We start from the raw sequence: 24,384 nt of genomic DNA, 5'->3' as shown, positions 1-24,384 counted from the left end.
TGCTCCACCCCGCAACAGAATCTTTTGGCGGACCACCCGGCAGGTCACCCTGGCCGATGAATCCCAAGCACCCCACCCTGGCAGGTGGCTCAGCTTGCCGCCAGCGTCTCCGCTGGCAGTGCAAGTGCGGCCCGGATGGGCGCGCCTTGCTTCAATGTGAGGCAAATATTACACCAACTTAACGCGTTAGGGAAGCCCTAATTACGCCAGATGGGCAAATGCCTTCTGGCACCAGGCCATGATCGGGTTGAAAGCCAGGGCCAGGGCCAGCAGGGCCAGGGCATTGACACCGAACAGGATGCCCACGGCACGGTCGTCGTTGGCCGGCATCGGCTCGCCCACCGGCTCGTCAAAGTACATGACCTTGATCACGCGCAGGTAGTAGAACGCACCGACCACCGAAGCGATCACGCCCAGCAGGGCCAGCCACAGCAGGCCACCGTTGACCGCGGCGCTGAGCACGAACATCTTGGAGAAGAAGCCCAGCAGCGGCGGCACACCGGCCAGCGAGGCCATGATGCACAACACCATGCCGGCCATCCACGGATTGCGGGCATTCAGGCCCTTGAAGTCATCGATGGACTCGGCTTCAAAGCCCTTGCGCGACAGCACGATGATCGCACCGAAGGCGGCGGTGGACATCAGCGCATAGGTGATGCCGTAGAACATGGCGGCGGCATAACCGTCCTTGCCACCACCGGCAATGCCCATCAGCAGGAAGCCGATGTGCGAAACGGTGGAGAAGGCCAGCATGCGCTTGAGGTTGGTCTGGGCCAGGGCCATCAGGTTGCCGATGATCAGAGACAGTGCGGCCAGGCCGGCCAGCATCAGCTGCAGCTGGTCAGACAGCGAACCGACGCCCTGCTCCAGCAGGCGGTAGGCCATGCCGAATGCAGCCAGCTTGGGAGCCGAGCTGATGAACATGGCGATCGGTGCCGGGGCACCCTGGTACACGTCCGGCAGCCACATGTGGAACGGGGCCGCGCCGAGCTTGAAGGCCACACCGGCGATCATGAACACCGCACCGGTCATCAGCAGCACGCCCTCGTCGGAGGTGGCGATGGCTGCGTTCAGATCGGACAGATCCAGGGTGCCGGTGGCACCGTAGACCAGCGACATGCCGTACAGCAGCAGGCCGGAGGCCAGCGAACCGAGGATGAAGTACTTCATCGCCGCTTCGGAGGACAGGCCGCTTTCGCGGTTGGAGGCCACCAGCGCATAGGAGGACAGCGCCAGCAGTTCCAGGCCCAGGTAGGCCATCAGCAGGTTGCCCGAGGACACCAGCACCATCATGCCCGCGGTGGCGAACAGGATCAGGACCGGAATCTCGCCCTGGAACAGGTTGCGTTCGCGCAGGTAGCTGAAGCCATAGACCAGGGTCATCCCGGTCACCAGCACGATCACCGCCTTCATAACATCGGCAGCGGTATCACGGACGAACATGCCGTTGAGCACTTCGCCCTGCCCGCCCGTACCGGTGGCAAGCATGAACAGGACCACGGCCAGTACCAGTACCGACAACAGGTGGGTCCACACCTTGTTGCGGTTGCTGATGAACAGGTCTGCAATCATCAAGGCGAAGGCGCCGCCGATCAGCACCAGCTCGGGAGCGAGCGGCGCCAGATCAGCAACGGACATCGGCGGTAGGGTCGGCGTTGTCATCATCAAATCCTGGAATCAATTCACTTGGGGCCGATCACGGCAGCTTGCTGGCAGCGATCTGCATGGCCAGCTGTGCAATGGACGGTTCCATCAAGTCGGTCAACGGCTTCGGATACAGGCCCACTGCCAGCGTGAAGAAGGCAAACACGCCCAGCACCAGCCATTCACGGCCATTGATGTCCTTCAGTTCGGCCACGTGGCTGTTGGCCACTTCACCGAAGAAGATGCGCTTGTACAGCCACAGGGTGTAACCGGCACTCAAGATCAGCGTGGTGGCGGCAACGAAGGCAACCAGCGGGTTGTACTGGAAGGTGGCCAGCACGACCATGAACTCACCGACGAAACCACTGGTACCCGGCAGGCCGGAGTTGGCCATGTAGAACAGCATGGCGAACACGGCAAACCACGGCATCACGTTGGCCACACCGCCGTAATCGGCGATCCGGCGGGTGTGCATGCGGTCGTACAGGACACCGATACAGGTGAACATGGCACCGGAGACGAAGCCGTGGCTGATCATCTGCACCATTGCACCCTGCAGGGCCAGACGGGCCGCATCCAGGTTGCCGGACTCACGCACCAGGTGCAGCACGATGAAGATGCCCAGGGTGACAAAACCCATGTGGGCGATCGACGAATACGCCACCAGCTTCTTCATGTCGTCCTGGACCAGGGCGACCAGGCCGATGTAGACCACGGCCACCAGCGACAGGGCGATCACCAACCATGCCCATTCCTGCGAAGCGTCCGGGACGATCGGCAGGTTGAAGCGCAGGAAGCCGTAGCCACCGATCTTCAGGGCAATGGCGGCCAGGATCACCGAACCGGCAGTCGGGGCTTCCACGTGGGCATCGGGCAGCCAGGTGTGGACCGGGAACATCGGCACCTTGACCGCAAAGGCGATCAGGAAGGCAAAGAAGATCCAGGTCTGCTCGGTGGCGCTCAGCGGCAGTGCGTACAGGTCGACCAGCTGGAAGCTGCCGCCCTTCATGTACAGGTAGACCAGGGCCACCAGCATCAGCACCGAGCCGAGGAAGGTGTACAGGAAGAACTTCATTGCCGCGTAGATGCGGCGCGGGCCGCCCCACACACCGATGATCAGGAACATCGGGATCAGCATGGCTTCGAAGAACACGTAGAACAGCATCGCGTCGGTTGCCGCGAAGATGCCCACGGTCACACCTTCCAGGATCAGGAAGGCGGCCACGTACTGGTTGACCCGCTTGCCGATCACGCCCCAGGCGCCGATCAGGGCGAGCAGGCCGACCAGGGTGGTCAGCAGGACCAGGGCGATGGCAATACCGTCCACGCCCAGGTTGTAGCCGATGTCGAAAGCCGGGATCCAGGCGCGCTGCTCGATGAACTGCAGACCCGGGTTGGTGGCGTCAAAGCCGGTGAGCAGGCCCAGACTGAGGACGAAGGTCAGCGCGGCAACGCCGACCGACGCCCAGCGGGCGGCCTGCGCGTTGCGCAGGGCGAGGATCAGGCCGCCGCCAATGATCGGCAGCCAGATAAGGACACTGAGAAGGGGCCAGTTGGACACGTCAGTCATTTCCATCTTGTCAGCGCCAGTAATGCATCAGCAGGCCCAGCAGGGCAATCAGGCCGATGATCATCGCGAACGCATAGTGGTACAGGTAGCCGGACTGGGTGCGACGCAGCAGGTTGGAGAACAACTCCACCAGCTTGGCCGAACCATTCACCATCACACCGTCAACCAGACCGGTATCCACCGCACGGGAAGCCTTGCCCAGCTTGACGCTGCCGCCGGCAAAGCCGTCGATCCACAGCTTGTCGAAGCCGTACTTGTTTTCCAGCACGTAGATCACCGGAGCGAAGGTCTTGCGCGCAGCGGTGGCCAGTTCCGGCTTGGCGATGTACATCACCCAGGCCAGGACGAAGCCGGCGACGGTCAGCCAGAAGGCCGGCATCATCATGCCGTGCAGCGCGTAGTTGACCGCACCGTGCCAGAACTCGGCGCCCACCTTGGCGACGGTGTCGCGGGCCGGATCGGCGAAGTCAACGATGCCGGTGAAGAAGCCCATGACCTGGCCTGGAATCAGCGAGGCCGGTGCATGGCCCTGCCAGTCGGTACCGAACAGCATCGGGCCGGCGGTGAAGAAGCCAATGAAGATCGACGGGATCGCCAGCAGCATCAGCGGCAGGGTCACCACCCACGGCGACTCGTGCGGCTCGTGTGCGCCATGGTGACCGTGGTCGTCATGGTGGGCATCGTGGCCGTGGTCATCGTGGTGGTTGTCGCGGAAGCGCTCCTTGCCGTAGAAGGTCAAAAACAGCAGGCGGAAGCTGTAGAACGAGGTGACGATGACGCCGCCCAGCACAGCCCAGTAACCGTAGGTGGCCACCCAGGAAGCGCCATCGGCGTGGGCGTTGAGCGCCGCGGCCTCGATGATGGTGTCCTTGGAGTAGAAGCCGGAGAAGAACGGCGTACCGACCAGGGCCAGGGTACCGATCCACATGCCGATGAAGGTCAGCGGCATGTACTTGCGCAGGCCACCCATCTTGAACATGTTCTGTTCGTGGTGCATGCCGATGATCACCGAGCCGGCGCCCAGGAACAGCAGGGCCTTGAAGAAGGCGTGGGTCATCAGGTGGAACACGGCAGCCGAATAGGCCGACACACCCAGGGCGACGGTCATGTAGCCGAGCTGGGACAGGGTCGAATAGGCAACCACGCGCTTGATGTCACTCTGCACGATGCCGATCAGGCCGGTGAAGAAGGCCGTGGTGGCGCCGATGAACAGCACGAACTCCAGCGCCGTCGGGCTCAGCTCGAACAGCGGCGACATGCGGGTGACCATGAAGATACCGGCAGTCACCATGGTCGCGGCATGGATCAGCGCCGAGATCGGGGTCGGTCCTTCCATCGAGTCCGGCAGCCACACGTGCAGCGGAACCTGGGCCGACTTGCCCATGGCACCGATGAACAGGCAGATGCAGATGGTGGTGATCAGCGACCACTCACCGATGGCAGCCAGGATCGAACCACCTTCGGCCAGCGACGGCCAGACGTGCTTGAGCTGTGCCATGGTCAGGCCGCTTTCGCCGGCACGGGCGAAGGCAGTGCCGTAGTCCAGGGTGCCGAAGGCCAGCAGGATGCCGGAAATACCCAGCAGGAAGCCGAAGTCACCCACGCGGTTGACCAGGAACGCCTTCAGGTTGGCAAACACCGCGGTCGGGCGCTTGAACCAGAAGCCGATCAGCAGGTAGGACACCAGACCCACCGCTTCCCAGCCGAAGAACAGCTGCAGGAAGTTGTTGCTCATCACCAGGGTGAGCATGGAGAAGGTGAACAGCGAGATGTAGCTGAAGAAACGCTGGTAGCCCGGATCTTCTTCCATGTAGCCGATGGTGTAGATGTGCACCAGCAGCGACACGAAGGTGACCACGACCATCATCATCGCGGTCAGCTTGTCGACCATGAAGCCAACGTGGGCGGCGTAGTTGCCGACCTGGAAGAAGGTGTAGACGTTCTCGTTGAACGGGCTCGCACCACCCCACAGCAGTTGGTAGAAGGTGTAGATGGACAGGGCGCAGCTGAGCATCACGCCACCGATGGTGGCGTACTGGGCGCCGCGGCGACCTACCTGACGACCGAACAGGCCGGCGATGATGCTGCCGAACAGCGGTGCAAGCACCACTGCGATCAACAGATTCTTGGAGAGAGTGATATCCATCTGTGGATCAGCCCTTCAGCGAATCGACTTCGCCGACATTGATGGTGCGGCGGGTACGGAACAGGGTCACCAGGATTGCCAGGCCAATGGCGGCCTCGGCGGCGGCGACAGTGAGGATGAAGAACACGAACAGCTGACCGCCCGTATCACCCATCTCACGCGAGAAACCCACGAAATTGATGTTCACCGACAGCAGCATCAGTTCGATGGACATCAGCAGCACGATGATGTTCTTCCGGTTCAGGAAGATACCGGCCAGCGAGATGCAGAACAGCACCGCGCCCAGGCCGAGCATGTGTCCCAGGGTGATCATCAGTTGCCCTCCTCGGCATCCGCCGGCTTGCGTGCGGTGTGCACTTCCGGAGTTTCAACAGCCATCTTGACCATGCGCATGCGGTCGGCCGCCTTGACCATGGTCTGCTCACCGGCGTTCTGGCTCTTGACGCCTTCACGACGACGCAGGGTCAGCATCACGGCAGCCACCACGGCCACGGTCAGGATCACCGCAGCGAACTCGAACGGCAGCAGGTACTCGGTGTACAGGCTGCGGGCCAGCCAGGTGATGTTGGACTGATCGGCGGCGATGGCCGCGGCGTTGTCGGCCGGGAACGGGGTCACCGCACGGGCCTTGACACCGATCAGGGCAACCATCTGCACCAGCATGACGATGGCCACCAGGGCCCCGACCGGCAGATAGCGCACCCAACCCTCACGCAGGTTCTTGGTGTCGATGTCCAGCATCATCACCACGAACAGGAACAACACCATCACCGCGCCCACATACACCAGCACCAGGGTCACGCCGAGGAACTCGGCACCGACCAGCAACCAGGTACAGGCCACCGAGAAGAATGTGAGGATGAGGAACAACACCGAATACACCGGGTTGCGCACGCTGATCACGGCCAGTGCCGAAGCACCGGCGATGGCCGCGAAAATCCAGAAGAGAATATTTACCCAATCCATGTTTCCAGGCCTTTAGCGGTAGGCAGCGTCAGCAGCACGGCGCTCGGCAATTTCGTTTTCGAAACGATCGCCGATGGCCAGCAGCTTGGACTTGGTGAGGATGTTCTGACCGCGCTTTTCGAAGTGGTATTCCATGATGTGTGTCTCCACGATCGAATCGACCGGGCAGGACTCTTCACAGAAGCCGCAGAAAATGCACTTGAACAGATCGATTTCGTAGCGGGTGGTACGGCGGGTGCCGTCTTCGCGCTTGTCCGAATCGATGGTGATGGCCAGAGCCGGACAGACCGCTTCGCACAGCTTGCAGGCGATGCAGCGCTCTTCGCCGTTGGGGTAACGGCGCAGGGCGTGCAGGCCGCGGAAACGCGGGGACTGCGGGAACTTCTCCATCGGATACATCAGCGTGTACTTCGGCTTGAAGGTGTACTTCAAGGTCAGCCACAGGCCGGCGATCAGCTCCAGGAGCAGCAGGCTTTTAAAGTAATGGGTGATCTTGTTCATGAATCAAACGCCCTTTTCGATCACGCCGAAGAAGACCATCAGCGCAGTCACCGCAATCCAGACAATGCTCAGCGGGATGAACACCTTCCAGCCCAGACGCATGATCTGGTCATAACGGAAGCGCGGGAAGCTGGCGCGGAACCAGATGAACGAGCTGGCGAAGAAGAACACCTTCAGGAACAGCCACGGCCAACCACCGTCCCAGATCCAGTTGATCCACGGCGAGATGTCGGCATTGACCATGCCCTGGATCGGGCTCAGCCAGCCGCCCATGAAGAAGATCGAGATCAGGAAGCTGACCAGGATCATGTTGGCGTATTCGGCCAGGAAGAACAGTGCAAAGGCACCGCCGGAGTATTCGACCATGTGGCCGGCAACGATTTCCGACTCACCTTCCACCACGTCGAACGGCGCGCGGTTGGTTTCGGCAACACCGGAGACCCAGTAGATGACGAACATCGGCAGCAGCGGCAGCCAGTACCACTCGAACAGGCCGGCATTGCCGCTCTGGGCCTGGACGATGGCCGACAGGTTCAACGAACCGGAGGCGATCATCACACCGACCAGGGCAAAGCCCATCGAGATTTCGTAGGACACCACCTGGGCGGCCGAACGCATGGCACCGAGGAAGGCGTACTTGGAGTTGGATGCCCAACCGGCCAGGATCACGCCGTACACGCCCAGCGAGGTCATCGCCAGCAGGTACAGCAGGCCGACGTTGGCGTTGGACAGCACGACCTGGGTGTCAAACGGCACCACCGACCATGCAGCGAAGGACGGCGCCAGGGTCAGCAACGGGGCAATGATGAACATTGCCTTGTGTGCGTTGGTCGGCTGCACCAGCTCCTTGAACAGCAGCTTGAACACGTCGGCGAAGGTCTGCAGCAGACCACCACCCACGTACATCGGCCCGTGGCGGATATGCATCCAGCCGATCAGCTTGCGCTCCCAGAGCACGTAGAAGGCCACCGCGGTGATCACCGGCACGGCGATCAGCAGGATCTTCAGCACGATCCAGACCAGTGCACCGATCGGGCCGAGCGAGGCGAACCAGTCGCCCAGCGGACCGGCCACATTATTCAACAGCAACTCGTTCATGCAGCCACCACCGTCACGCGTGCGGCACCCAGCGGCGCGGTTGCGCCGTGGCCCGATTCAATCCAGACCGAACCCGCGGCCACGCGCGAGTCCACCACAACCTGCAAGGTGGCACGACCGGCATCGGAACCGACCTTGGCCATCTGGCCGGTGACCAGACCCAGGCGGGTCGCATCAGCCGGGCTCAGGCTGACACGCGGGCCAGCATTGAGCGGATGGGCCTGCAGCGCGCTGGCGCGACGCACCACCGCATCACCGCGGTAGATACCCGTGGTGGCCACCACTTCGTAGCCATCAGCCAGGGCCGCGGCAGTGGCGGCAGCCGAAGCAGCCACCTGCACCGTGACCGGTGCCAGGCTGGCACGCAGGCCGGCCAGATCGGTGAACTCGAAACCGGCAACGGCCAGTTCACCACCGATGGCACGCAGCACGCGCCAGCCTTCACGGGCCTGGCCAGCCAGCTTGCCGCCGGCACGCGCCGACTGCTCGCGACCGTCCAGGTTGGTCAGGGTGGCGTCGATTTCCGGCAGCGCACCGATCGGCAGGATCAGGTCGGCGACATTACGGGTCGAGGTGCAGGCGAACTGGCTGAAGGCCACGACCTTGGCCGCATTGAGCGCCTTCAGGGCAGTGGCGGTATCGGCGAAGTCCAGACCCGGCTCGATGCCGTACAGCACATAAGCCTTGCGCGGTGCGGACAGCATCGCCGCGGCGTCCTTGCCGGCCGGCAGCACGCCGGCGCGGGTCAGACCCAGTGCGTTGGCACCCTGCGGGATGCGGCACAGACGGGCGCCGGTGGCCGCGGCAAACTCGGCGGCGGCACGACGCAGCTGGGCAGCCTGCGGATGGTTTTCAACAATCGCACCGACAAGCACCACGGCATTGCCGTTGGCAGCGGCCACAGCGGCGCGCAGCTCGGCATTGCCCAGGGCATCGGCCAGCTGCGACGGCAGCACGACCTGCTTGCTGGCGGTGTTGAAGGCGAAGTCGAAATCGACCGGGTTGACCACGTGCACGCGGGCGCCGTTGTCGACCTGGGCCTTGCGCACGCGGGCGTGCAGCAGCGGCACTTCGTGACGGATGTTCGAACCGAACACCACGATCTGCGCGGCCTTGTCGATTTCTGCCACCGGCATGCCGAAGGCTTCGGCAACGGCAGCATCGGAGAAGTCACGCTGGTTGATGCGGTGGTCGATGTTGCTGCTGCCCAGGCCCTTGGCCAGGCGGGCCAGCAGTGCGCCCTCCTCGTTGGAGGTGGACGGATGGACCAGCACGCCCAGGTCATCGCCCTTGTTGGCCGACAGGATCGCGGTGGCTTCGGCCAGGGCATCGGCCCAGCTGATTTCCACCCACTCGCCATTGACCTTCTTCAGCGGCACATCAGCGCGGTCGGCGCTGTACAGGCCCTGGTGCGAATAACGGTCGCGGTCAGACAGCCAGCAGTCGTTGACCTGCACATTCTCGCGCGGCACGGTGCGCAGCACTTCGCCACGACGCACGTGCAGCAGCAGGTTGGAGCCCAGCGCATCGTGGTAGCCCAGCGACTCGCGCGAGGTCAGTTCCCACGGACGGGCCTTGAACTGGAACACCTTGTTGGTCAGCGCGCCGACCGGGCAGACGTCGATCACGTTGCCCGACAGCTCGGTGGTCAGCGGCTTGCCGTCGTAGGTGCCGATCTGCAGGTTTTCACCGCGGTACATGCCGCCCAGCTCCTGGGTACCGGCAATTTCATCGGTGAAGCGCACGCAGCGGGTGCACTGGATGCAGCGGGTCATCTCGGTGGCGACCAGCGGGCCCATGTCCTCGTCGGCCACCACGCGCTTGCGCTCGTTGAAGCGGCTGACGCTGCGGCCGTAGCCCAGCGACACGTCCTGCAGTTCGCACTCGCCGCCCTGGTCACAGATCGGGCAGTCCAGCGGGTGGTTGACCAGCAGGAACTCCATCACCGAACGCTGGAACTTCAGCGCCTTCTCACTGCGGGTATGGACCTTCATGCCATCCATGACCGGGGTCGCGCAGGCCGGCGACGGCTTGGGCGACTTTTCCACGTCCACCAGACACATACGGCAGCTGGCCGCAATGGACAGCTTCTCGTGGTAGCAGAAACGCGGAATCGGAATGCCGGCCTTGTCGGCGGCATGGATGATCATCGAACCCTTGGGCACGACCAAGGCGCGACCATCGATCTCGATGGTCACGTGATCCGGCGGCACGCTTGTGTTTACCGGTTGCGCGCTCATGCGTCAGCAGCCTCCACCTTCTTGCCGTCAACCATCGAATGACCGTTGACGATGTAGTACTCGAATTCGTCCCAGAACTGACGCAGGAACCCCTGGATCGGCCATGCGGCCGCTTCACCGAATGCACAGATGGTGTGGCCTTCGATCTGGCCGGCCACCGTCTTGAGCTGATGCAGGTCTTCCATCGTGGCCTTGCCATCGACAATGCGTTGCAGCATGCGGTGCATCCAGCCGGTACCTTCACGGCACGGGGTGCACTGGCCACAGGATTCCTTGTGGAAGAACTGGCTGATGCGACGGGCGAACTTGACGCAGCACACGCTGTCATCGAGCACCACGATCGCGCCCGAACCCAGGCCGGAACCCAGGGCACGGATGGTGTCGTAATCCATCGGCAGGTTTTCCAGTTCGGCTGCGGTCAGCACGGGCATGGACACACCACCGGGGATGGCACCCTTCAGCTTGCGGCCCGGCTTCAGGCCACCGGCCATCTGCAGCAGCTCGTTGAAGGTGGTGCCCAGCGGCACCTCGAAGTTGCCACCGTGCTGGACGCAGCCAGACACGGAGAAGCACTTCGGGCCACCGTTGTTGGACTTGGACAGGCCCTTGAACCATTCCGGACCGTTGCGCACGATCGCCGGCACCGAACCATAGGTCTCGGTGTTGTTGATCGTGGTCGGCTTGCCGTACAGGCCGAAGTTGGCCGGGAACGGCGGCTTGTAGCGCGGCTGGCCCTTCTTGCCTTCCAGCGACTCCATCAGGGCGGTTTCCTCGCCACAGATGTAGGCGCCGGCGCCCAGGGCACCATGCACTTCAATGTCGATGCCCGAACCGAGGATGTTCTTGCCCAGCATGCCATTGGCACGTGCTTCGGCCAGCGCTTCCTCGAAATGCTCGAAGGGCTCATGGTGGAACTCGCCACGCATGTAGTTGTAGCCCGTGTCCGAACCGGTGGCGTAGCAGGCAATGATCATGCCCTCGATCACCGAATGCGGGTTGTAGCGCAGGATGTCGCGATCCTTGCAGGTACCCGGCTCGGATTCGTCCGAGTTGCACAGGATGTACTTCTGCACATCACCCTTGGGCATGAAGGACCACTTCAGGCCGGTCGGGAAGCCCGCACCGCCGCGGCCACGCAGACCGGAGGCCTTGACCATCTCGATCACGTCGGCCGGGGCAATCTTTTCACTCAGGATCTTGCGCAGCGCTTCATAACCGCCGGTCTTGACGTAGTTCTCGTAGGACCAGGGCTTGTCGAAGTGCAACGTGGTGTAGACCACGTTGTGCGGCTGCGGCGCCGGGCCCACCGGCCCGAGGGTTTCGTGGTGTGCCATGGCGCTTACTCCAGACCGTCCAGCAGGGCATCGACCTTTTCCTTGGTCAGACGCTCGTGGTAGTGGCCGTTGATGACCATCATCGGTGCACCGGCACAGCCGGCCAGGCACTCTTCCTCGCGCTTGAGGTAGATGCGGCCGTCGGCGGTGGACTCACCGGTCTTGCAGCCCAGCTTCTTCTCGGCGTGCGCGATCAGATCGTCGGCGCCATTGAGCCAGCAGCTGATGTTGTTGCAGAAGGCCACGTTGTGACGGCCGACCGGCTCCAGCTCGTACATCGAGTAGAAGCTGGCAACCTCGTAAGCCCACACCGGCGGCAGGTCCAGATACTTGGCAACGCCGGCGATCAGCTCGTCGGTCAGGAAGCCATTGTTCTGTTCCTGGGCTGCATGCAGCCCTTGCAGTACCGCCGAACGCTTGCGGTCCGGCGGGAACTTGCTCAGCCAGTGATCGATGTGTGCGCGGGTCTTCTCGCTCAACACCACCATCGGGTCGACGTCGCGCGCCGCCTCGAAATTTCCTGTCGCCTTCATCAGCCGACCTCAGATGCAAAATCGATAAAGCCAATAGCCAAGCCGGCGCAAGCGCCGGCCAGCAGGTTCTTGTTGACCGGGTTCACCGGTCGACCTCGCCGAACACCAGATCGTAGGTACCGATCATGGCGACCACGTCGGCCAGCATGTGGCCCTTGACGCAGGTGTCGATCGAGGACAGATGGGCAAAGCCCGGTGCACGCAGGTGCACACGGAACGGCTTGTTCGCGCCATCGCTGACCAGGTAGCAGCCGAACTCGCCCTTGGGCGCTTCCACGGCCGAATAGGTTTCACCGGCCGGCACGCTGTAGCCTTCACTGAACAGCTTGAAGTGATGGATCAGCGCTTCCATGTCGTCCTTCATCTCGGTGCGCTTGGGCGGCGCGACCTTGAAGTTGTCGACGATCACCGGGCCCGGATTGGCCTTCAGCCACTTCACGCACTGGGCGATGATGCGGTTGGACTGGCGCATTTCAGCCACGCGGCACAGGTAACGGTCGTAGCAGTCACCTTCCACACCCACCGGGATGTCGAAATCCATGTTGGCGTAGGCAGCGTAGGGACGCTTCTTGCGCAGATCCCATTCGATGCCCGAACCGCGCAGCATCACACCGGTCATGCCCCAGGCCTTGGCCTGTTCCGGGGTAACGATGCCGATACCGACGGTACGCTGCTTCCAGATACGGTTGTCGGTCAGCAGGGTCTCGTATTCGTCCACTCGCTTGGGGAACTCCTGGGTGAAGTTCTCCAGGAAGTCCAGCAGCGAGCCTTCGCGGGCGGCGTTGAGCTTCTTCAGCGCCGAACCCTTGTGCCAACGCGATTCCTTGTATTTGGGCATGGCATCGGGCAGGTCGCGGTAGACACCGCCCGGGCGGTAGTAGGCGGCGTGCATACGGGCACCGGAAACGGCCTCGTAGCAGTCCATCAACTCTTCGCGCTCGCGGAAGGCGTACAGCATCACGGCCATGGCACCCAGATCCAATGCACCGGTACCGATGTTCATCAGATGGTTCAGGATACGGGTGATTTCGTCGAACATGGTGCGGATGTACTGCGCACGCACCGGCGCCTCGATCCCCATCAGGTTTTCGATCGCGCGTACGTAGGCGTGCTCGTTGCACATCATCGAGCAGTAATCCAGGCGATCCATGTAACCGATCGACTGGTTGAACGGCTTGGATTCTGCCAGCTTCTCGGTGCCACGGTGCAGCAGACCGATGTGCGGATCGGCACGAATGATCGTTTCGCCGTCCATTTCCAGAATCAGTCGCAGCACACCGTGCGCGGACGGATGCTGGGGACCGAAGTTCATGGTGTAGTTCTGGATCTCCTGGCGGTCTTCGGCAGCATTGCTGGCAAAGGCCTTGGAGGCCTGAAGGATCTCGCTCACTTGGCTGCCTCCTGCTGGGCACGCTCACCGGCAGCGGTGGCAAAACGGGCGTCGTCGCGCAGTACGCGCGGCACGCCGACTCGCGGCTCGACCGAGGTCACCGGCTCGTAGACCACGCGCTGCTTTTGCTCGTCGTAGCGAACTTCGACGTTGCCGATCAGCGGGAAGTCCTTGCGGAACGGATGGCCGATGAAGCCGTAGTCGGTCAGGATGCGACGCAGGTCCGGGTGGCCTTCGAACAGGATCCCGTACAGGTCGAACGCTTCACGCTCGAACCAGTTCACGCCCGGCCAGACGTTGCACAGCGAGGCAACCACCGGCAGGCCGTCGTTCGGCGCATAGGTGCGCACGGTGAGGATCAGGTTGTGCTGCAGCGAACGCAGCTGGGCAACCACGGCGAAACGACGCGACGGCAGTTCCATCGTTTCCGGGCCATCGGCAGTTTCGCGCTGCGGCGTTTCGCCCCAGCCAAAACGACCAACGCCGCGGCCTTCGACGCCGCGGCTGAAACCGGAGGAGGAAACGTCCGAAGTATCCCATTCGGCGTCGCCATAACCCATGTAGTCAACACCACACAGGTCGATCAGCTGTTCAAAACCCAGCTCGTCACGCAACGCCTGGCAGGTCGGCAGCCACTCGGCCACCGCCACATCCAGGGTCACTTCGCCACGCGGTTCGACCACACTGACCTGTGCGCCGGCGAAACGCGCTTCAAGTCGGTCGATGAAGGAGGAGGCTTGCTGTGCCATGGGGCTTGGCGTGCTCTTGTAAGGGGGACAGGTCAGCGCGCGATGGTGTGTTCGCGACGGATCTTCTTCTGCAGCTGCAGGATGCCGTAGACCAACGCCTCAGCGGTTGGCGGGCAGCCCGGCACATAGACATCCACCGGCACCACACGGTCACAACCGCGCACGACCGAATACGAATAGTGGTAATAGCCGCCGCCATTGGCGCAGCTACCCATCGAGATCACCCACTTCGGGTTGGGCATCTGGTCATAGACCTTGCGCAGCGCTGGGGCCATCTTGTTGACCAGGGTACCGGCAACGATCATCACGTCGGACTGACGCGGCGACGGACGGAACACAACGCCATAACGGTCAAGGTCAAGACGTGCTGCACCGCAGTGCATCATCTCCACCGCGCAACAGGCCAGACCGAAGGTCATCGGCCACATCGAACCGGTACGTGCCCAGTTCAACAGGGCGTCGACACTGGTGGTCACATAGCCCTTGTCCAGCAGCGGGTTCTCGCCTTCAGGGCGCAGGATGTCATCGACCTGGCCCAGCGGGACCGGGTTGTGCATCAGGCCATCGAGAGTCTGAATCACTCCCATTCCAGCGCTCCCTTCTTCCACACATAGATGAAACCGAGAAACAGCATGCCCACGAACAGGCCCATCGTCACCAACGAACGTGCACCCAGCTCCATGAAGACCTGGGTCCACGGCACGATGAAGATGATTTCCAGGTCGAAGACGATGAACTGGATCGCGATCAGGTAATACCGCACGTCGAACTTCATGCGGGCGTTTTCAAATGCCTCGAAGCCGCACTCATAGGGCGACAACATCTGGGCATCAGGATTACGCGGCGCCAAAAAGCGACTCACCGCCATCAGCGTGATGCCGATGCCGGTGGCGATGATCAGAAACAGCAGAGACGGCAAATATTCGGCCAGCACAGCGATTCTCTCTTGCCTCTGCCTCCACACCAGCTGGCGTTTCGGCATGGGGATTGACGGAGCAGACAGGCTGCAGGTCCGCTTGCTCCGAATGTACTTCTGAAGTATTGGTGCCCAAGAGGGGACTCGAACCCCTACGACTCTCGTCGCTACCACCTCAAGGTAGTGCGTCTACCAATTCCGCCACCTGGGCAATGCATGCACCGTGAAGAACAGTGCAGCCGCTATTGTAACCGTCTTCAGTCGTTTTGTGCGGGCTTTTCGGCAGTTTCTTCACTCGAAACAGCCGTTTCCGCCTGAGCCGGCACAGCTGCCGGCTCCACTGCTGCCGCCGCTGCCGGGACAGTGGCGGCCGGCGCCGAAACCGGCTGCACCTCGGCTGCCGGGACCTGCGCCATCACACCCAGGTCCGAGCCTTCGGCGCGACCACCATGGGTGGCATACCAGGCCATGAACATGCTGATGGAGAAAAAGGCCACGCCCAGCCACTTGGTGGTCTTGGACATGAAGTTGGCTGCGCCACGCGCACCGAAAACGGTACCCGAAGCACCGGCACCAAAGCCGGAACCAGCCGCGGCACCAGAGCCACGCTGCAGCAAGATCAGCGCGATCATCGCAATGGCGACGAGCACATAGATCACATTCAGGACAATCATCAACATGGGCATTGAGTCCGCGGAAGGTGTATCGAAAACTCAGCGGGCAGCCGCATTGGCGATGGCAGTGAAATCTGCCGCCACCAGCGAGGCCCCGCCAACCAGCCCGCCATCCACATCCGGCTGGGCAAACAGCTCGGATGCATTGTCGGGCTTGACACTGCCGCCATACAGGATCGACAGCGAATCGGCAATTGTAGCATCGGCAGCCGCCACCACGCCACGGATGAAGGCGTGCACGGCCTGCGCCTGCGCCGGGCTGGCGGTCATACCGGTACCGATCGCCCAGACCGGCTCGTAGGCCACCACACCCTGCCCCAGCCCGGCCGCACCAACCAGGTCCAGCACCGGCTGCAGCTGGGCGGCAATCACCGCCTCCATCTGCCCGGCCTCGCGCTCGGCCAGGGTTTCGCCCACGCACAACACCGGCACCAGGCCGGCATCGCGCGCCGCCTTGAACTTGTCGGCCACCAGCTGGCTGCTCTCGGCATGGTACTGACGACGCTCGGAATGACCGACCAGCACATAGCGCGCACCGGTATCTACCAGCATCGAAGCGGCCACCTCACCGGTATAGGCACCCTTGGCATGCACGCTGACATCCTGGCCACCAACGGCCAGCGTCCCGGCCGCCTTGTCCACCGCCAGGGCGATGTACGGCGCCGGCGGAATCACCACCATCTCCACCCCGGCCGGCACACCGGCCTGGACCAGCTGCCCGATCAGGGCGGCGGTGAATTCACGGCTGCCCTGCAGCTTCCAGTTACCAGCAACAATCATGCGACGCATCAGGTCACTCCCGGATATTCAAGCGCGCAAGGATAGCCGATCACCCCGGCCGCGTGACCCCCACAAACAAAAACGCCACCCGCATCGCAGGTGGCGCTTGTATGGCAGCGAAGATCGCCTTACTTCAGCTTGATCTCGCGCAGACGCTCTTCCAGGAAGCCATGGGCGGTGATCGCCTCCGGGTAGCGGCTCGGATTTTCAGCAGTGATGCACGAAGGCAGCACGTCGATCAGGTAATCCGGGTTCGGATGCAGGAAGAACGGCACCGAGTAACGCGGCTGGCGGGCAGCCTCGCCAGCCGGGTTGACCACGCGGTGGATGGTGGACGGATACACGTGATTGGTCAGGCGCTGCAGCATGTCGCCGATGTTGACCACGATGGTGTCCCCTGCCGAGGTGAACGGGACCCACTCGCCATCGTGCGAACGCACTTCCAGGCCAGCGGTGGAAGCACCGACCAGCAGGGTGATGAAGTTGATGTCGCCATGGGCGCCAGCGCGCTCGTTGGGGATGTCGTCGGTGGTGATCGGCGGGTAGTGGATCGGGCGCAGGATCGAGTTGCCGACATTGACCTTGTCCACGAAGAAATCTTCCGGCAGGTCGATGTGCAGGGCCAGGGCAGCCAGCACGCGGGCACCCAGGGCGTCCAGGGCGTTGTACAGGGCCAGGCCGTACTGCTTGAACTCGGCCACTTCTTCGGGCCACACGTTCGGTGCCATCACATCGCGGTACTTGGAGTCATCGGCGATCTCGCGACCGATGTGATAGAACTCCTTCAGGTCGAAGTGCTTGGAATCCTTGGCTGTTTCGATGCCGAACGGGGTGTAGCCACGCGCACCGCCCTGGCCTGCCAGGTGGTACTTCTTCTTGGTTTCTTCCGGCAGCGCATAGAACTTGCGGAACGCCGCATAGGCGTTGTCGATCAGTTCCTGGGAAATGCCGTGGTTGCTGATGCCAGCAAAACCCCATTGACGGTAAGCAGCACCCAGCTCGGCCACGAACGCATCGCGGTCAGTATCAAAGCGGGTGATATCCAGAGTCGGAATACGTGCGGTCATGATCAGCTCATGGGTTGCGTGCCGGACGGGCACGGGCGCAAATGCGCCGGATGATTGGGCAAGGCCGGCGATTATGCGCCTTTCCAGCCGAACCTGACCCGACTGAAATCATTGCATTTGCCTATCCGGCACGATAGGCAAGACCGACACTGCCGGCCCTGCCTACCCCGCCCGGATACTCAGGCAGCCGCCTGCCGGACCGCCGCGGCCAGATCATCCAGGGTCTTGCGCACCAGCTCTGCGGTATCGGCTTCCACCGTGACCCGGACCACCGGCTCGGTGCCGGAAGGACGCAGGAAGGCACGGCCACGACCGGCCACCGCCAGCTGCGCCTGGGCCAGCGCCTGCAGCACCACCGGCGCAGCCACAACCGCCTTCGCATCGCCACTGAGGCATACGTTTTCAGTGACTTGCGGCACCATTACCAGGCCTGCCAGGGCCTGACGCAGGGTCTGCCCCTGGGCGCGCAGCACTTCCAGCACCTGCAGGGCACTGATGATGGCATCGCCGGTGGAGGCACGATCCAGGCACAGCAGGTGCCCGGAGGCCTCGCCACCGAGCAGGCCACCCCCATCAACCAGGCCCTTGTGCACGTGGCGGTCACCGACCTTGGCACGCACGAACGGGATCGACAGCCCGGCCATGGCCTGTTCCAGGCCGTAGTTGGTCATCACCGTGCCCACCACCGGGCCACGCAGTCGGCCGGAGGCCTGCCAGGCGCGGGCCAGTACATAGAGCAGGCCATCGCCGTCCACCGCAGCGCCCTGGTCATCGACCATCAGCACCCGGTCACCGTCGCCGTCAAAGGCAATCCCCAGATCTGCGCCCTGCTCCACCACCACCCTCTGCAGTGCATCGATATGGGTGGAACCCACGCCGTCATTGATGTTCAGGCCATTGGGCGCGGCACCGATCACGCTGACCTGCGCGCCCAGCTCGGCAAACAGCAGCGGCGCGATCTGGTAGGTGGCCCCATGGGCGCAATCAAGCACGATCTTCATGCCATGCAGGTCAAACCCGCGCGGCACGGTGGCCTTGCAGAATTCCACGTAGCGGCCGATGGCCTCCACCGAACGCCGCGCCTTGCCCAGATGGGCCGAATCCACGGTCAGCAGCGGCTGGTCGATGGCCGCCTCGATCGCCGCCTCGGTGGCGTCATCAAGCTTTTCGCCACTGGCCGAGAAGAACTTGATCCCGTTGTCATGATGCGGATTGTGCGAGGCACTGATCACCACGCCGGCATCGGCGCCCAGGGTACGGGCCAGAAACGCAATGGCCGGGGTCGGCATCGGCCCGAGCAGCTGCACATCCGCGCCGGCAGCGGTCAGGCCCGCCTCCAGCGCCGATTCGAACATGTAGCCGGAAATCCGGGTGTCCTTGCCGATCACCACCACCGGGCGCTTGGCACCGTCAGCCGAAAGGACCCGGCCCAGGGCATTGCCCAGGCGCAGCACGAATTCGGCGGTGATCACCCCCTGGCCGACGCGGCCACGGATGCCATCGGTACCAAAGTACTTACGTTCAGACATCAACCCACTTCTTTGTCGGCATGCGCCGGCTGGCTCATCAGAAGAGCCGTCAAGTCTGCCAGACGCTCACGCATCTGGCGACGGTCCACGATCTGGTCGATGGCGCCGTGTTCGAGCAGGAACTCCGAACGCTGGAAGCCCTCGGGCAGGGTCTCGCGCACGGTCTGCTCGATCACGCGCGGGCCGGCAAAGCCGATCAGCGCCTGCGGCTCGGCGATGTTGATGTCACCGAGCATGGCGAACGAGGCCGACACACCACCGGTGGTGGGATGGGTCAGCACCGAGATGTACGGCAGGCCGGCTGCACGCAGCTTGGCCAGGGCGGCCGAGGTCTTGGCCATCTGCATCAGCGAGAGCAGGCCTTCCTGCATGCGCGCACCGCCGGAAGCGGAGAAATTGACGAACGGGCAGCCGTTCTCCAGCGCCGCTTCGGCGGCCAGGGCAAAGCGCTCGCCGACCACCGAGCCCATCGAGCCGCCCATGTAGGCGAAGTCGAACGAGGAGGCAACCAGGGCGCGCCCCTTCAGTGTGCCGCGCAGGGCAACCAGGGCATCAAACTCGCCGGTGGCCTTCTGAGTGGACTTGATGCGTTCGGCGTAGCGCTTGGAATCCTTGAACTTGAGCACATCCACCGGGGCCAGACGGGCCCCGATTTCCACCGTACTGCCTTGATCGAACAGGGCCGTCAGGCGGGCACGGGCGCGGATGGCCATGTGGTGCCCGCACTTAGGGCAGACCATCAGGTTTTCTTCCAGCTCGGGCCGGTACAGCGCTTCATTGCAGCTGCTGCACTTGTCCCAGACCCCTTCGGGAATGTTGTGCTTCTTGGCCGGGGCATTGTCGGTACGGATGCCGGACGGCATCAACTTGCTGAGCCAACTCATCGGGAGCAGGTTTCCGTTCTAGGCGGCGAAAGCCGCAACCCGGACAGTCTAGCGCAGCGTACCGGTGTAGACCCATCCGTATGGAAGCGATCTTGCAGCCTGCCGCACACAACAACGCCGCTCATTGCCGGCGATCCACCGGCAACGCCCCGCCCGCACGCTCAGCCCGCGTCCAGCGCCTGGCGCAGCGGGGCCAGGAACTGCCCGGCAGCGGCGACCGGGTCGGCCGCTTCGGCCAGCGCGGCAACCAGCGCACTGCCCACCACCACACCATCGGCATCCACCGCCATTGCCGCGGCACTGGCCGCATCCTTGATGCCGAAGCCTGCCACCACCGGCACGCGGCAGGCCTGGCGCAGCTGGCGCAGGCGGGTGCCGGCGGCCTGCAGGTCCAACCGCTCGCTGGCCCCGGTCACGCCATTGAAGCTGACGTAGTACAGATAGCCGGCCGCATCGTCACACAGGCGCTGGATGCGCGAAGCCGGCGTGGTCGGCGAGGCCAGCAGCACCAGCGACAGGCCGGTACGGGCGAAGGCCGCCTGCAGATCGGCCGCCTCCTCCGGCGGCAGGTCGACCAGCAGCACGCCGTCCACCCCGGCCGCCAGGGCGGCATCGGCAAAGGCTTCGGCACCGCGGATTTCCACCGGGTTGAGATAGCCCATCAACACCACCGGGGTGGTGTCATCGGTCCTGCGGAACTGCGCCACCGCTTCCAGCACGAAGCGCATACCGGCACCACGGGCCAGGGCGCGCTCGGAGGAACGCTGGATGGTCGGGCCGTCGGCCATCGGGTCGGAGAACGGCACCCCCAGCTCGATCACATCGGCGCCGGCGGCGGCCAGCGCGTGCATCACCGGCACGGTTGCCTCCAGCGAGGGATCGCCGGCGGTGATGAAGGGAATCAGGGCCTTGCGGCCTTGCGCGCGCAGCTGGGCAAAACGGGCATCGATACGGGAAGCAGTCATGGCAGCACTCACGGCAGGTTCGATTACAGCGCTCACAGCACAATGCCTTCGCGGCCGGCGATGGTGTGCACGTCCTTGTCGCCACGGCCGGAGAGGTTGCACAGCACGATCTTGTCCGGAGACAGGTCGCGCGCCAGCTTGATCGCCTGGGCGATGGCATGGCTGGATTCCAGTGCCGGCAGGATGCCCTCCACCCGGGTCAGGCGATGGAAGGCATCCAGCGCTTCGGTATCGGTGATGCCCACGTACTTGGCCCGGCCGCTGTCGGCCAGGAAGGCATGCTCCGGGCCCACGCCCGGGTAGTCCAGGCCGGCAGAGATCGAATGGGTTTCGGTGATCTGGCCGTCGTCATCGCACAGTACATAGGTGCGGTTGCCGTGCAGCACGCCCGGACGGCCGGCACTGATCGAGGCGGCATGGCGGCCGGTGTGGATGCCGTCACCGGCAGCCTCGGCGCCATAGATGGCCACACCCGGGTCATTGAGGAAGGCATGGAACAGGCCGATCGCATTGGAGCCACCACCGACGCAGGCGGTGATCGCATCAGGCAGGCGGCCGTACTCGGCCAGCATCTGCTCGCGCGCCTCGCGGCCGACAATCGCATTGAAGTCACGCACCATGCGCGGGTACGGGTCCGGGCCGGCCACGGTGCCGATGATGTAGAAGGTGTCGGCGATATTGGTCACCCAGTCGCGCATCGCCTCGTTCAGCGCGTCCTTCAGGGTGGCCGAGCCGGAGGTCACCGGCACCACCGTGGCGCCAAGCAGTTTCATCCGGTAGACGTTGATCTTCTGCCGCTCGATGTCGGTGGCGCCCATGTAGACCACGCATTCCAGGCCCAGACGCGCCGCCACCGTGGCCGAAGCCACGCCGTGCTGGCCGGCACCGGTCTCGGCGATGATGCGCTTCTTGCCCATCCGCGCAGCCAGCAGGGCCTGGCCGATGGTGTTGTTGATCTTGTGCGCGCCGGTGTGGTTGAGGTCCTCGCGCTTGAGCAGGATCTGCGCCCCGCCCACTTCGCGGCTCAAACGCTGCGCGTGATAGATCGGGCTGGGCCGGCCCACGTAATGGGCCATGTCCTTGTCAAAGGCCTGCTGGAAGCTGGCATCACGGCGCGCGGCGTCATAGGCAGCGGCCAGCTCCTGCAACGGGCCGACCAGGGTTTCGGCCACGAAGCTGCCGCCATAACGGCCGAAGTGGCCGCTGGCGTCGGGGAAGGCGTGGAAATCGGCAATCGGGCCGCTGGACATGACAAACCTGCTGTAAATCGTGCGATGGACTCACATTACCCGGGCCGGCATGCCGGAAACAATCGACATTTTGGCCAGAAATGTGATTTAAACTCACACAATGCCCAGCCCCCTGCCCCCACTCACCGCCCTGCGCGCCTTCGAGGCAACGGTCCGCCTGGGCAGTGCCAGCGCGGCCGCGACCGAGCTGCATGTCACCCATGGCGCAATCAGCCGCCAGTTGCAGGCCCTGGAACAAGCCGCCGGCGTCCCGCTGCTGGAACGCATCGGGCGTGGGCTGGCACCGACACCAGCCGGGCGACAACTGCAGCAAGCCGCACAGGCCGCCTTCGAGCAGCTGCGCGCAGGCTGGGCCGCGATCCAGCCACGTCCTGCCGACGGCCCGCTGGTGCTGGGCTGCCCGGGCAGCGTGCTGGCGCGCTGGATGATTCCGCGGCTGGAGGCGCTCAAGCGCGACCTGCCCGGACTGACCCTGCACCTGGCCGCGGTGGAAGGGGAACTGCATCCCGACCTGCCCGGCCTGGATGGCGTGCTGTTGCTGGGCCAGCCGCCCTGGCCGGCACACTGGCAGGTCGATGTGCTGGCCGCCGAGCGCATCGGCCCGGTGTTCAGCCCGCAACTGCCACAGGCCGCCCACTTGAGCCAGGCCGTGCCAGCCCAGCTGCTGCAACAGCCCCTGCTGCACACCACCTCGCGCCCGCAGGCCTGGCCGGCCTGGCTTGATGCCCACGGCCTGGGCACCGCCACACCGCAGCTTGGGCAAGGCTTTGACCATCTCTACTACCTGCTGGAAGCGGCCGGCGCGGGCCTGGGCGTGGCCATCGCGCCGCAGGAGCTGGTTGCCGCCGACCTCGCCAGCGGACGCCTGCTCGCTCCTTGGGGCTTTGCCCCCACCGGTGGCAGCTGGGCCCTGTGCCGGCGGGCCGACAACCGTGACCGGCGCATCGACGCGCTGGCCCGGTGGCTGCAGCAACAACTGCAGTGACCCCCGCCGGGGCCGGCGCCCGGACTGCCGGGCGCTGCCTGCCGCTGCACCGGCAAGCCCTCAGGGGGCCGTCGGGGCCGCCAGACGTTGCTGCAGGTCCTGGCTGAGCCGGGACAGCTCGACTTCGGCCTGCTGCCGCTGCTGCATGCCCTCGCGGTGGATGCTGCGCACCTCCTCCACCGTGGCGATCAGCTGGTCATGCACATGGCGCAGCGTGGCCACGTCGATCACCCCACGCTGGTTGGTGCGCGCGGTCTCCACCGAGGCCTGGCGCAACAGGTCGGCATTGCGCCGCATCAGCTCGTTGGTGGCATCGTCGATGGCCGTGGTCAGGCCGGCGGCCTTGCTCTGCTCGTCCAGTGACAGCTGGATGGCGAACTGGCGCTTCCACGAGGGGATGGTGATCTCGCGTACGGTGTTGAACTTTTCGATCAGCTGCAGGGCATTGGCCTGGATCAGGCGGATCATCGGCAGGGACTGCTCGGCCGCATGCTGCATCAACAGCAGGTCGCCCACCCGTTTGTCGAGCAGACGGCGCGCATTGTCCAGCTCGCTGCGCCGGGTGCGCAGCAGCGGATCATCGCCCTCGGCCAGGCCCGCCAGTTCAGCGGCCATCCGTGCCAGCTGCAGCTTGCCCGCTGCCACATGCAGGCCCAGCGCGTGGTGTTCCTGGCGCACCAGCTCGTGCATGCGGTCAAACTCGTGCACCCGCTGCAGCTGACCGGCCTGCTGCACGCCGACATCGGCCATCAGCTGTTCGATCTGGCTGTTGCTGTCGCTGAACTTCTGCACCAGTTCACCGCGACTGGCACGCATGCGGTCGATCAGCCCACCGATCACCGGCACCCGCGAACGCTGCGCCAGGCCGTCCAGCTTGAGCGTGCGTGCAATGCGCACCACCTCGCCCAGCTTGTCGCCGGCGGCATCCAGGTCACGGTTGCGCACCTGGTCAAGCAGGCGCGAGGAAAATGCCGCGCTCTTGCCGGCGGCCTCGCTGCCGAATACCGGCAATCCGGACGGCCCGGCATCGGCCAGGCCCTGGGCCAGCTGCTGGATCTGGGCCATGTCGGCATCGTGCAAACCGAGGCGGGTCAGCAAGCCGGGCTCCAGGCTGTCGGCAGCAACGGGAAGATGATCTTGGTTCATGCGCGGGCTCGCTTGGT

The 24,384-nt window shown here is 64.0% G+C and carries 23 protein-coding genes and 1 tRNA gene; 1 reads left to right on the top strand and 23 read right to left on the bottom strand.

The features are described from left to right. Positions 1 to 201: 201 nt before the first annotated feature. The 22 genes from nuoN to trpB form a co-directional block, all read right to left on the bottom strand. Positions 202 to 1,662 (bottom strand): NADH-quinone oxidoreductase subunit NuoN, encoded by a 1,461-nt coding sequence (gene nuoN / locus ABB30_RS11875; protein WP_057638532.1) that lies wholly within the window; start codon positions 1,660 to 1,662, stop codon positions 202 to 204. A 34-nt stretch (positions 1,663 to 1,696) separates the two neighbouring features. Beyond that, complete coding sequence (locus tag ABB30_RS11870) at positions 1,697 to 3,205, bottom strand: NADH-quinone oxidoreductase subunit M (protein WP_057638531.1); 1,509 nt, start codon at positions 3,203 to 3,205, stop codon at positions 1,697 to 1,699. A gap of 19 nt (positions 3,206 to 3,224) precedes the next feature. After that, the gene (nuoL, locus tag ABB30_RS11865) at positions 3,225 to 5,360 is read right to left on the bottom strand and encodes an NADH-quinone oxidoreductase subunit L (protein ID WP_057638529.1); all 2,136 of its coding nucleotides are present in this window, start codon (positions 5,358 to 5,360) and stop codon (positions 3,225 to 3,227) included. A 7-nt stretch (positions 5,361 to 5,367) separates the two neighbouring features. Continuing rightward, on the bottom strand, positions 5,368 to 5,673 hold the full coding sequence (nuoK, locus tag ABB30_RS11860; protein WP_057638528.1) for an NADH-quinone oxidoreductase subunit NuoK: 306 nt from the start codon (positions 5,671 to 5,673) through the stop codon (positions 5,368 to 5,370). Next, a complete protein-coding gene (locus ABB30_RS11855; RefSeq protein WP_057638527.1) occupies positions 5,673 to 6,326 on the bottom strand; it encodes an NADH-quinone oxidoreductase subunit J in 654 nt (217 codons plus the stop codon). The genes nuoK and ABB30_RS11855 overlap by 1 nt, the downstream gene beginning before the upstream one ends. A gap of 12 nt (positions 6,327 to 6,338) precedes the next feature. After that, positions 6,339 to 6,827, bottom strand: a complete 489-nt coding sequence (gene nuoI / locus ABB30_RS11850) for an NADH-quinone oxidoreductase subunit NuoI (RefSeq protein WP_057638526.1) — start codon at positions 6,825 to 6,827, stop codon at positions 6,339 to 6,341. Between the two features lie 3 nt (positions 6,828 to 6,830). Further along, complete coding sequence (gene nuoH, locus ABB30_RS11845; protein ID WP_057638525.1) at positions 6,831 to 7,925, bottom strand: NADH-quinone oxidoreductase subunit NuoH; 1,095 nt, start codon at positions 7,923 to 7,925, stop codon at positions 6,831 to 6,833. After that, a complete protein-coding gene (gene nuoG / locus ABB30_RS11840; RefSeq protein WP_057638524.1) occupies positions 7,922 to 10,165 on the bottom strand; it encodes an NADH-quinone oxidoreductase subunit NuoG in 2,244 nt (747 codons plus the stop codon). Before nuoG ends, nuoH begins: the two co-directional genes overlap by 4 nt. After that, on the bottom strand, positions 10,162 to 11,499 hold the full coding sequence (gene nuoF / locus ABB30_RS11835; RefSeq protein WP_057638523.1) for an NADH-quinone oxidoreductase subunit NuoF: 1,338 nt from the start codon (positions 11,497 to 11,499) through the stop codon (positions 10,162 to 10,164). The genes nuoG and nuoF overlap by 4 nt, the downstream gene beginning before the upstream one ends. A 5-nt stretch (positions 11,500 to 11,504) precedes the next feature. Then, positions 11,505 to 12,032, bottom strand: coding sequence for an NADH-quinone oxidoreductase subunit NuoE (nuoE, locus tag ABB30_RS11830; protein ID WP_057638522.1), 528 nt, complete (start codon positions 12,030 to 12,032; stop codon positions 11,505 to 11,507). Positions 12,033 to 12,114: 82 nt separating this feature from the next. Then, positions 12,115 to 13,422 (bottom strand): NADH-quinone oxidoreductase subunit D, encoded by a 1,308-nt coding sequence (locus ABB30_RS11825; protein WP_057638521.1) that lies wholly within the window; start codon positions 13,420 to 13,422, stop codon positions 12,115 to 12,117. Beyond that, positions 13,419 to 14,171 carry an NADH-quinone oxidoreductase subunit C gene (locus ABB30_RS11820; RefSeq protein ID WP_057638520.1) on the bottom strand — a complete coding sequence of 251 codons (753 nt, stop codon included), beginning with the start codon at positions 14,169 to 14,171 and terminating at the stop codon, positions 13,419 to 13,421. The genes ABB30_RS11825 and ABB30_RS11820 overlap by 4 nt, the downstream gene beginning before the upstream one ends. A gap of 32 nt (positions 14,172 to 14,203) precedes the next feature. Next, positions 14,204 to 14,758 carry a NuoB/complex I 20 kDa subunit family protein gene (locus ABB30_RS11815; RefSeq protein ID WP_057638519.1) on the bottom strand — a complete coding sequence of 185 codons (555 nt, stop codon included), beginning with the start codon at positions 14,756 to 14,758 and terminating at the stop codon, positions 14,204 to 14,206. After that, on the bottom strand, positions 14,749 to 15,105 hold the full coding sequence (locus ABB30_RS11810) for an NADH-quinone oxidoreductase subunit A (RefSeq protein WP_057638518.1): 357 nt from the start codon (positions 15,103 to 15,105) through the stop codon (positions 14,749 to 14,751). Before ABB30_RS11810 ends, ABB30_RS11815 begins: the two co-directional genes overlap by 10 nt. Before the next feature lie 108 nt (positions 15,106 to 15,213). After that, positions 15,214 to 15,298, bottom strand: a tRNA-Leu gene (locus ABB30_RS11805). A 46-nt stretch (positions 15,299 to 15,344) separates the two neighbouring features. Continuing rightward, positions 15,345 to 15,767, bottom strand: a complete 423-nt coding sequence (secG, locus tag ABB30_RS11800) for a preprotein translocase subunit SecG (RefSeq protein ID WP_057638517.1) — start codon at positions 15,765 to 15,767, stop codon at positions 15,345 to 15,347. A 33-nt stretch (positions 15,768 to 15,800) separates the two neighbouring features. Then, complete coding sequence (gene tpiA / locus ABB30_RS11795; protein ID WP_057638516.1) at positions 15,801 to 16,550, bottom strand: triose-phosphate isomerase; 750 nt, start codon at positions 16,548 to 16,550, stop codon at positions 15,801 to 15,803. A 119-nt stretch (positions 16,551 to 16,669) separates the two neighbouring features. Then, entirely contained in the window at positions 16,670 to 17,608 is a 939-nt protein-coding gene (locus ABB30_RS11790) for an isopenicillin N synthase family dioxygenase (RefSeq protein WP_057638530.1), read from the bottom strand. A gap of 179 nt (positions 17,609 to 17,787) precedes the next feature. Further along, entirely contained in the window at positions 17,788 to 19,137 is a 1,350-nt protein-coding gene (gene glmM, locus ABB30_RS11785) for a phosphoglucosamine mutase (RefSeq protein ID WP_057638515.1), read from the bottom strand. Further along, the gene (gene accD / locus ABB30_RS11780; RefSeq protein WP_057638514.1) at positions 19,137 to 20,021 is read right to left on the bottom strand and encodes an acetyl-CoA carboxylase, carboxyltransferase subunit beta; all 885 of its coding nucleotides are present in this window, start codon (positions 20,019 to 20,021) and stop codon (positions 19,137 to 19,139) included. The genes glmM and accD overlap by 1 nt, the downstream gene beginning before the upstream one ends. Before the next feature lie 161 nt (positions 20,022 to 20,182). Continuing rightward, positions 20,183 to 20,986 (bottom strand): tryptophan synthase subunit alpha, encoded by an 804-nt coding sequence (trpA, locus tag ABB30_RS11775; protein WP_057638513.1) that lies wholly within the window; start codon positions 20,984 to 20,986, stop codon positions 20,183 to 20,185. Between the two features lie 32 nt (positions 20,987 to 21,018). Next, positions 21,019 to 22,236, bottom strand: a complete 1,218-nt coding sequence (gene trpB, locus ABB30_RS11770; protein ID WP_057638512.1) for a tryptophan synthase subunit beta — start codon at positions 22,234 to 22,236, stop codon at positions 21,019 to 21,021. Positions 22,237 to 22,336: 100 nt separating this feature from the next. Between trpB and ABB30_RS11765 the strand changes: the two genes are divergently transcribed. Continuing rightward, on the top strand, positions 22,337 to 23,221 hold the full coding sequence (locus ABB30_RS11765; protein WP_057638511.1) for a LysR family transcriptional regulator: 885 nt from the start codon (positions 22,337 to 22,339) through the stop codon (positions 23,219 to 23,221). A gap of 60 nt (positions 23,222 to 23,281) precedes the next feature. On the opposite strand, the gene ABB30_RS11760 is transcribed toward ABB30_RS11765, so the two are convergent. Continuing rightward, positions 23,282 to 24,367: a toxic anion resistance protein gene (locus ABB30_RS11760; RefSeq protein WP_057638510.1), complete on the bottom strand. Its 1,086-nt coding sequence runs from the start codon at positions 24,365 to 24,367 to the stop codon at positions 23,282 to 23,284. Positions 24,368 to 24,384 lie beyond the last annotated feature (17 nt).

The sequence above is a fragment of the Stenotrophomonas ginsengisoli genome, from assembly GCF_001431485.1.
GTDB classification, from domain to species: Bacteria; Pseudomonadota; Gammaproteobacteria; order Xanthomonadales; family Xanthomonadaceae; genus Stenotrophomonas; species Stenotrophomonas ginsengisoli.
This window is presented reverse-complemented; position numbering and strand designations above follow the sequence as displayed.

Bases quoted from the DNA above. Each gene is read 5' to 3' on its own strand.
- nuoN (WP_057638532.1), bottom strand. From the start codon at position 1,662: ATGACAACGCCGACCCTACCGCCGATGTCCGTTGCTGATCTGGCGCCG.
- nuoL (WP_057638529.1), bottom strand. From the start codon at position 5,360: ATGGATATCACTCTCTCCAAGAATCTGTTGATCGCAGTGGTGCTTGCA.
- nuoK (WP_057638528.1), bottom strand. From the start codon at position 5,673: ATGATCACCCTGGGACACATGCTCGGCCTGGGCGCGGTGCTGTTCTGC.
- ABB30_RS11855 (WP_057638527.1), bottom strand. From the start codon at position 6,326: ATGGATTGGGTAAATATTCTCTTCTGGATTTTCGCGGCCATCGCCGGT.
- nuoI (WP_057638526.1), bottom strand. From the start codon at position 6,827: ATGAACAAGATCACCCATTACTTTAAAAGCCTGCTGCTCCTGGAGCTG.
- nuoH (WP_057638525.1), bottom strand. From the start codon at position 7,925: ATGAACGAGTTGCTGTTGAATAATGTGGCCGGTCCGCTGGGCGACTGG.
- nuoG (WP_057638524.1), bottom strand. From the start codon at position 10,165: ATGAGCGCGCAACCGGTAAACACAAGCGTGCCGCCGGATCACGTGACC.
- nuoF (WP_057638523.1), bottom strand. From the start codon at position 11,499: ATGGCACACCACGAAACCCTCGGGCCGGTGGGCCCGGCGCCGCAGCCG.
- nuoE (WP_057638522.1), bottom strand. From the start codon at position 12,032: ATGAAGGCGACAGGAAATTTCGAGGCGGCGCGCGACGTCGACCCGATG.
- ABB30_RS11820 (WP_057638520.1), bottom strand. From the start codon at position 14,171: ATGGCACAGCAAGCCTCCTCCTTCATCGACCGACTTGAAGCGCGTTTC.
- ABB30_RS11815 (WP_057638519.1), bottom strand. From the start codon at position 14,758: ATGGGAGTGATTCAGACTCTCGATGGCCTGATGCACAACCCGGTCCCG.
- secG (WP_057638517.1), bottom strand. From the start codon at position 15,767: ATGTTGATGATTGTCCTGAATGTGATCTATGTGCTCGTCGCCATTGCG.
- tpiA (WP_057638516.1), bottom strand. From the start codon at position 16,550: ATGCGTCGCATGATTGTTGCTGGTAACTGGAAGCTGCAGGGCAGCCGT.
- ABB30_RS11790 (WP_057638530.1), bottom strand. From the start codon at position 17,608: ATGACCGCACGTATTCCGACTCTGGATATCACCCGCTTTGATACTGAC.
- glmM (WP_057638515.1), bottom strand. From the start codon at position 19,137: ATGTCTGAACGTAAGTACTTTGGTACCGATGGCATCCGTGGCCGCGTC.
- accD (WP_057638514.1), bottom strand. From the start codon at position 20,021: ATGAGTTGGCTCAGCAAGTTGATGCCGTCCGGCATCCGTACCGACAAT.
- trpA (WP_057638513.1), bottom strand. From the start codon at position 20,986: ATGACTGCTTCCCGTATCGATGCCCGTTTTGCCCAGCTGCGCGCGCAA.
- trpB (WP_057638512.1), bottom strand. From the start codon at position 22,236: ATGTCCAGCGGCCCGATTGCCGATTTCCACGCCTTCCCCGACGCCAGC.
- ABB30_RS11765 (WP_057638511.1), top strand. From the start codon at position 22,337: ATGCCCAGCCCCCTGCCCCCACTCACCGCCCTGCGCGCCTTCGAGGCA.
- ABB30_RS11760 (WP_057638510.1), bottom strand. From the start codon at position 24,367: ATGAACCAAGATCATCTTCCCGTTGCTGCCGACAGCCTGGAGCCCGGC.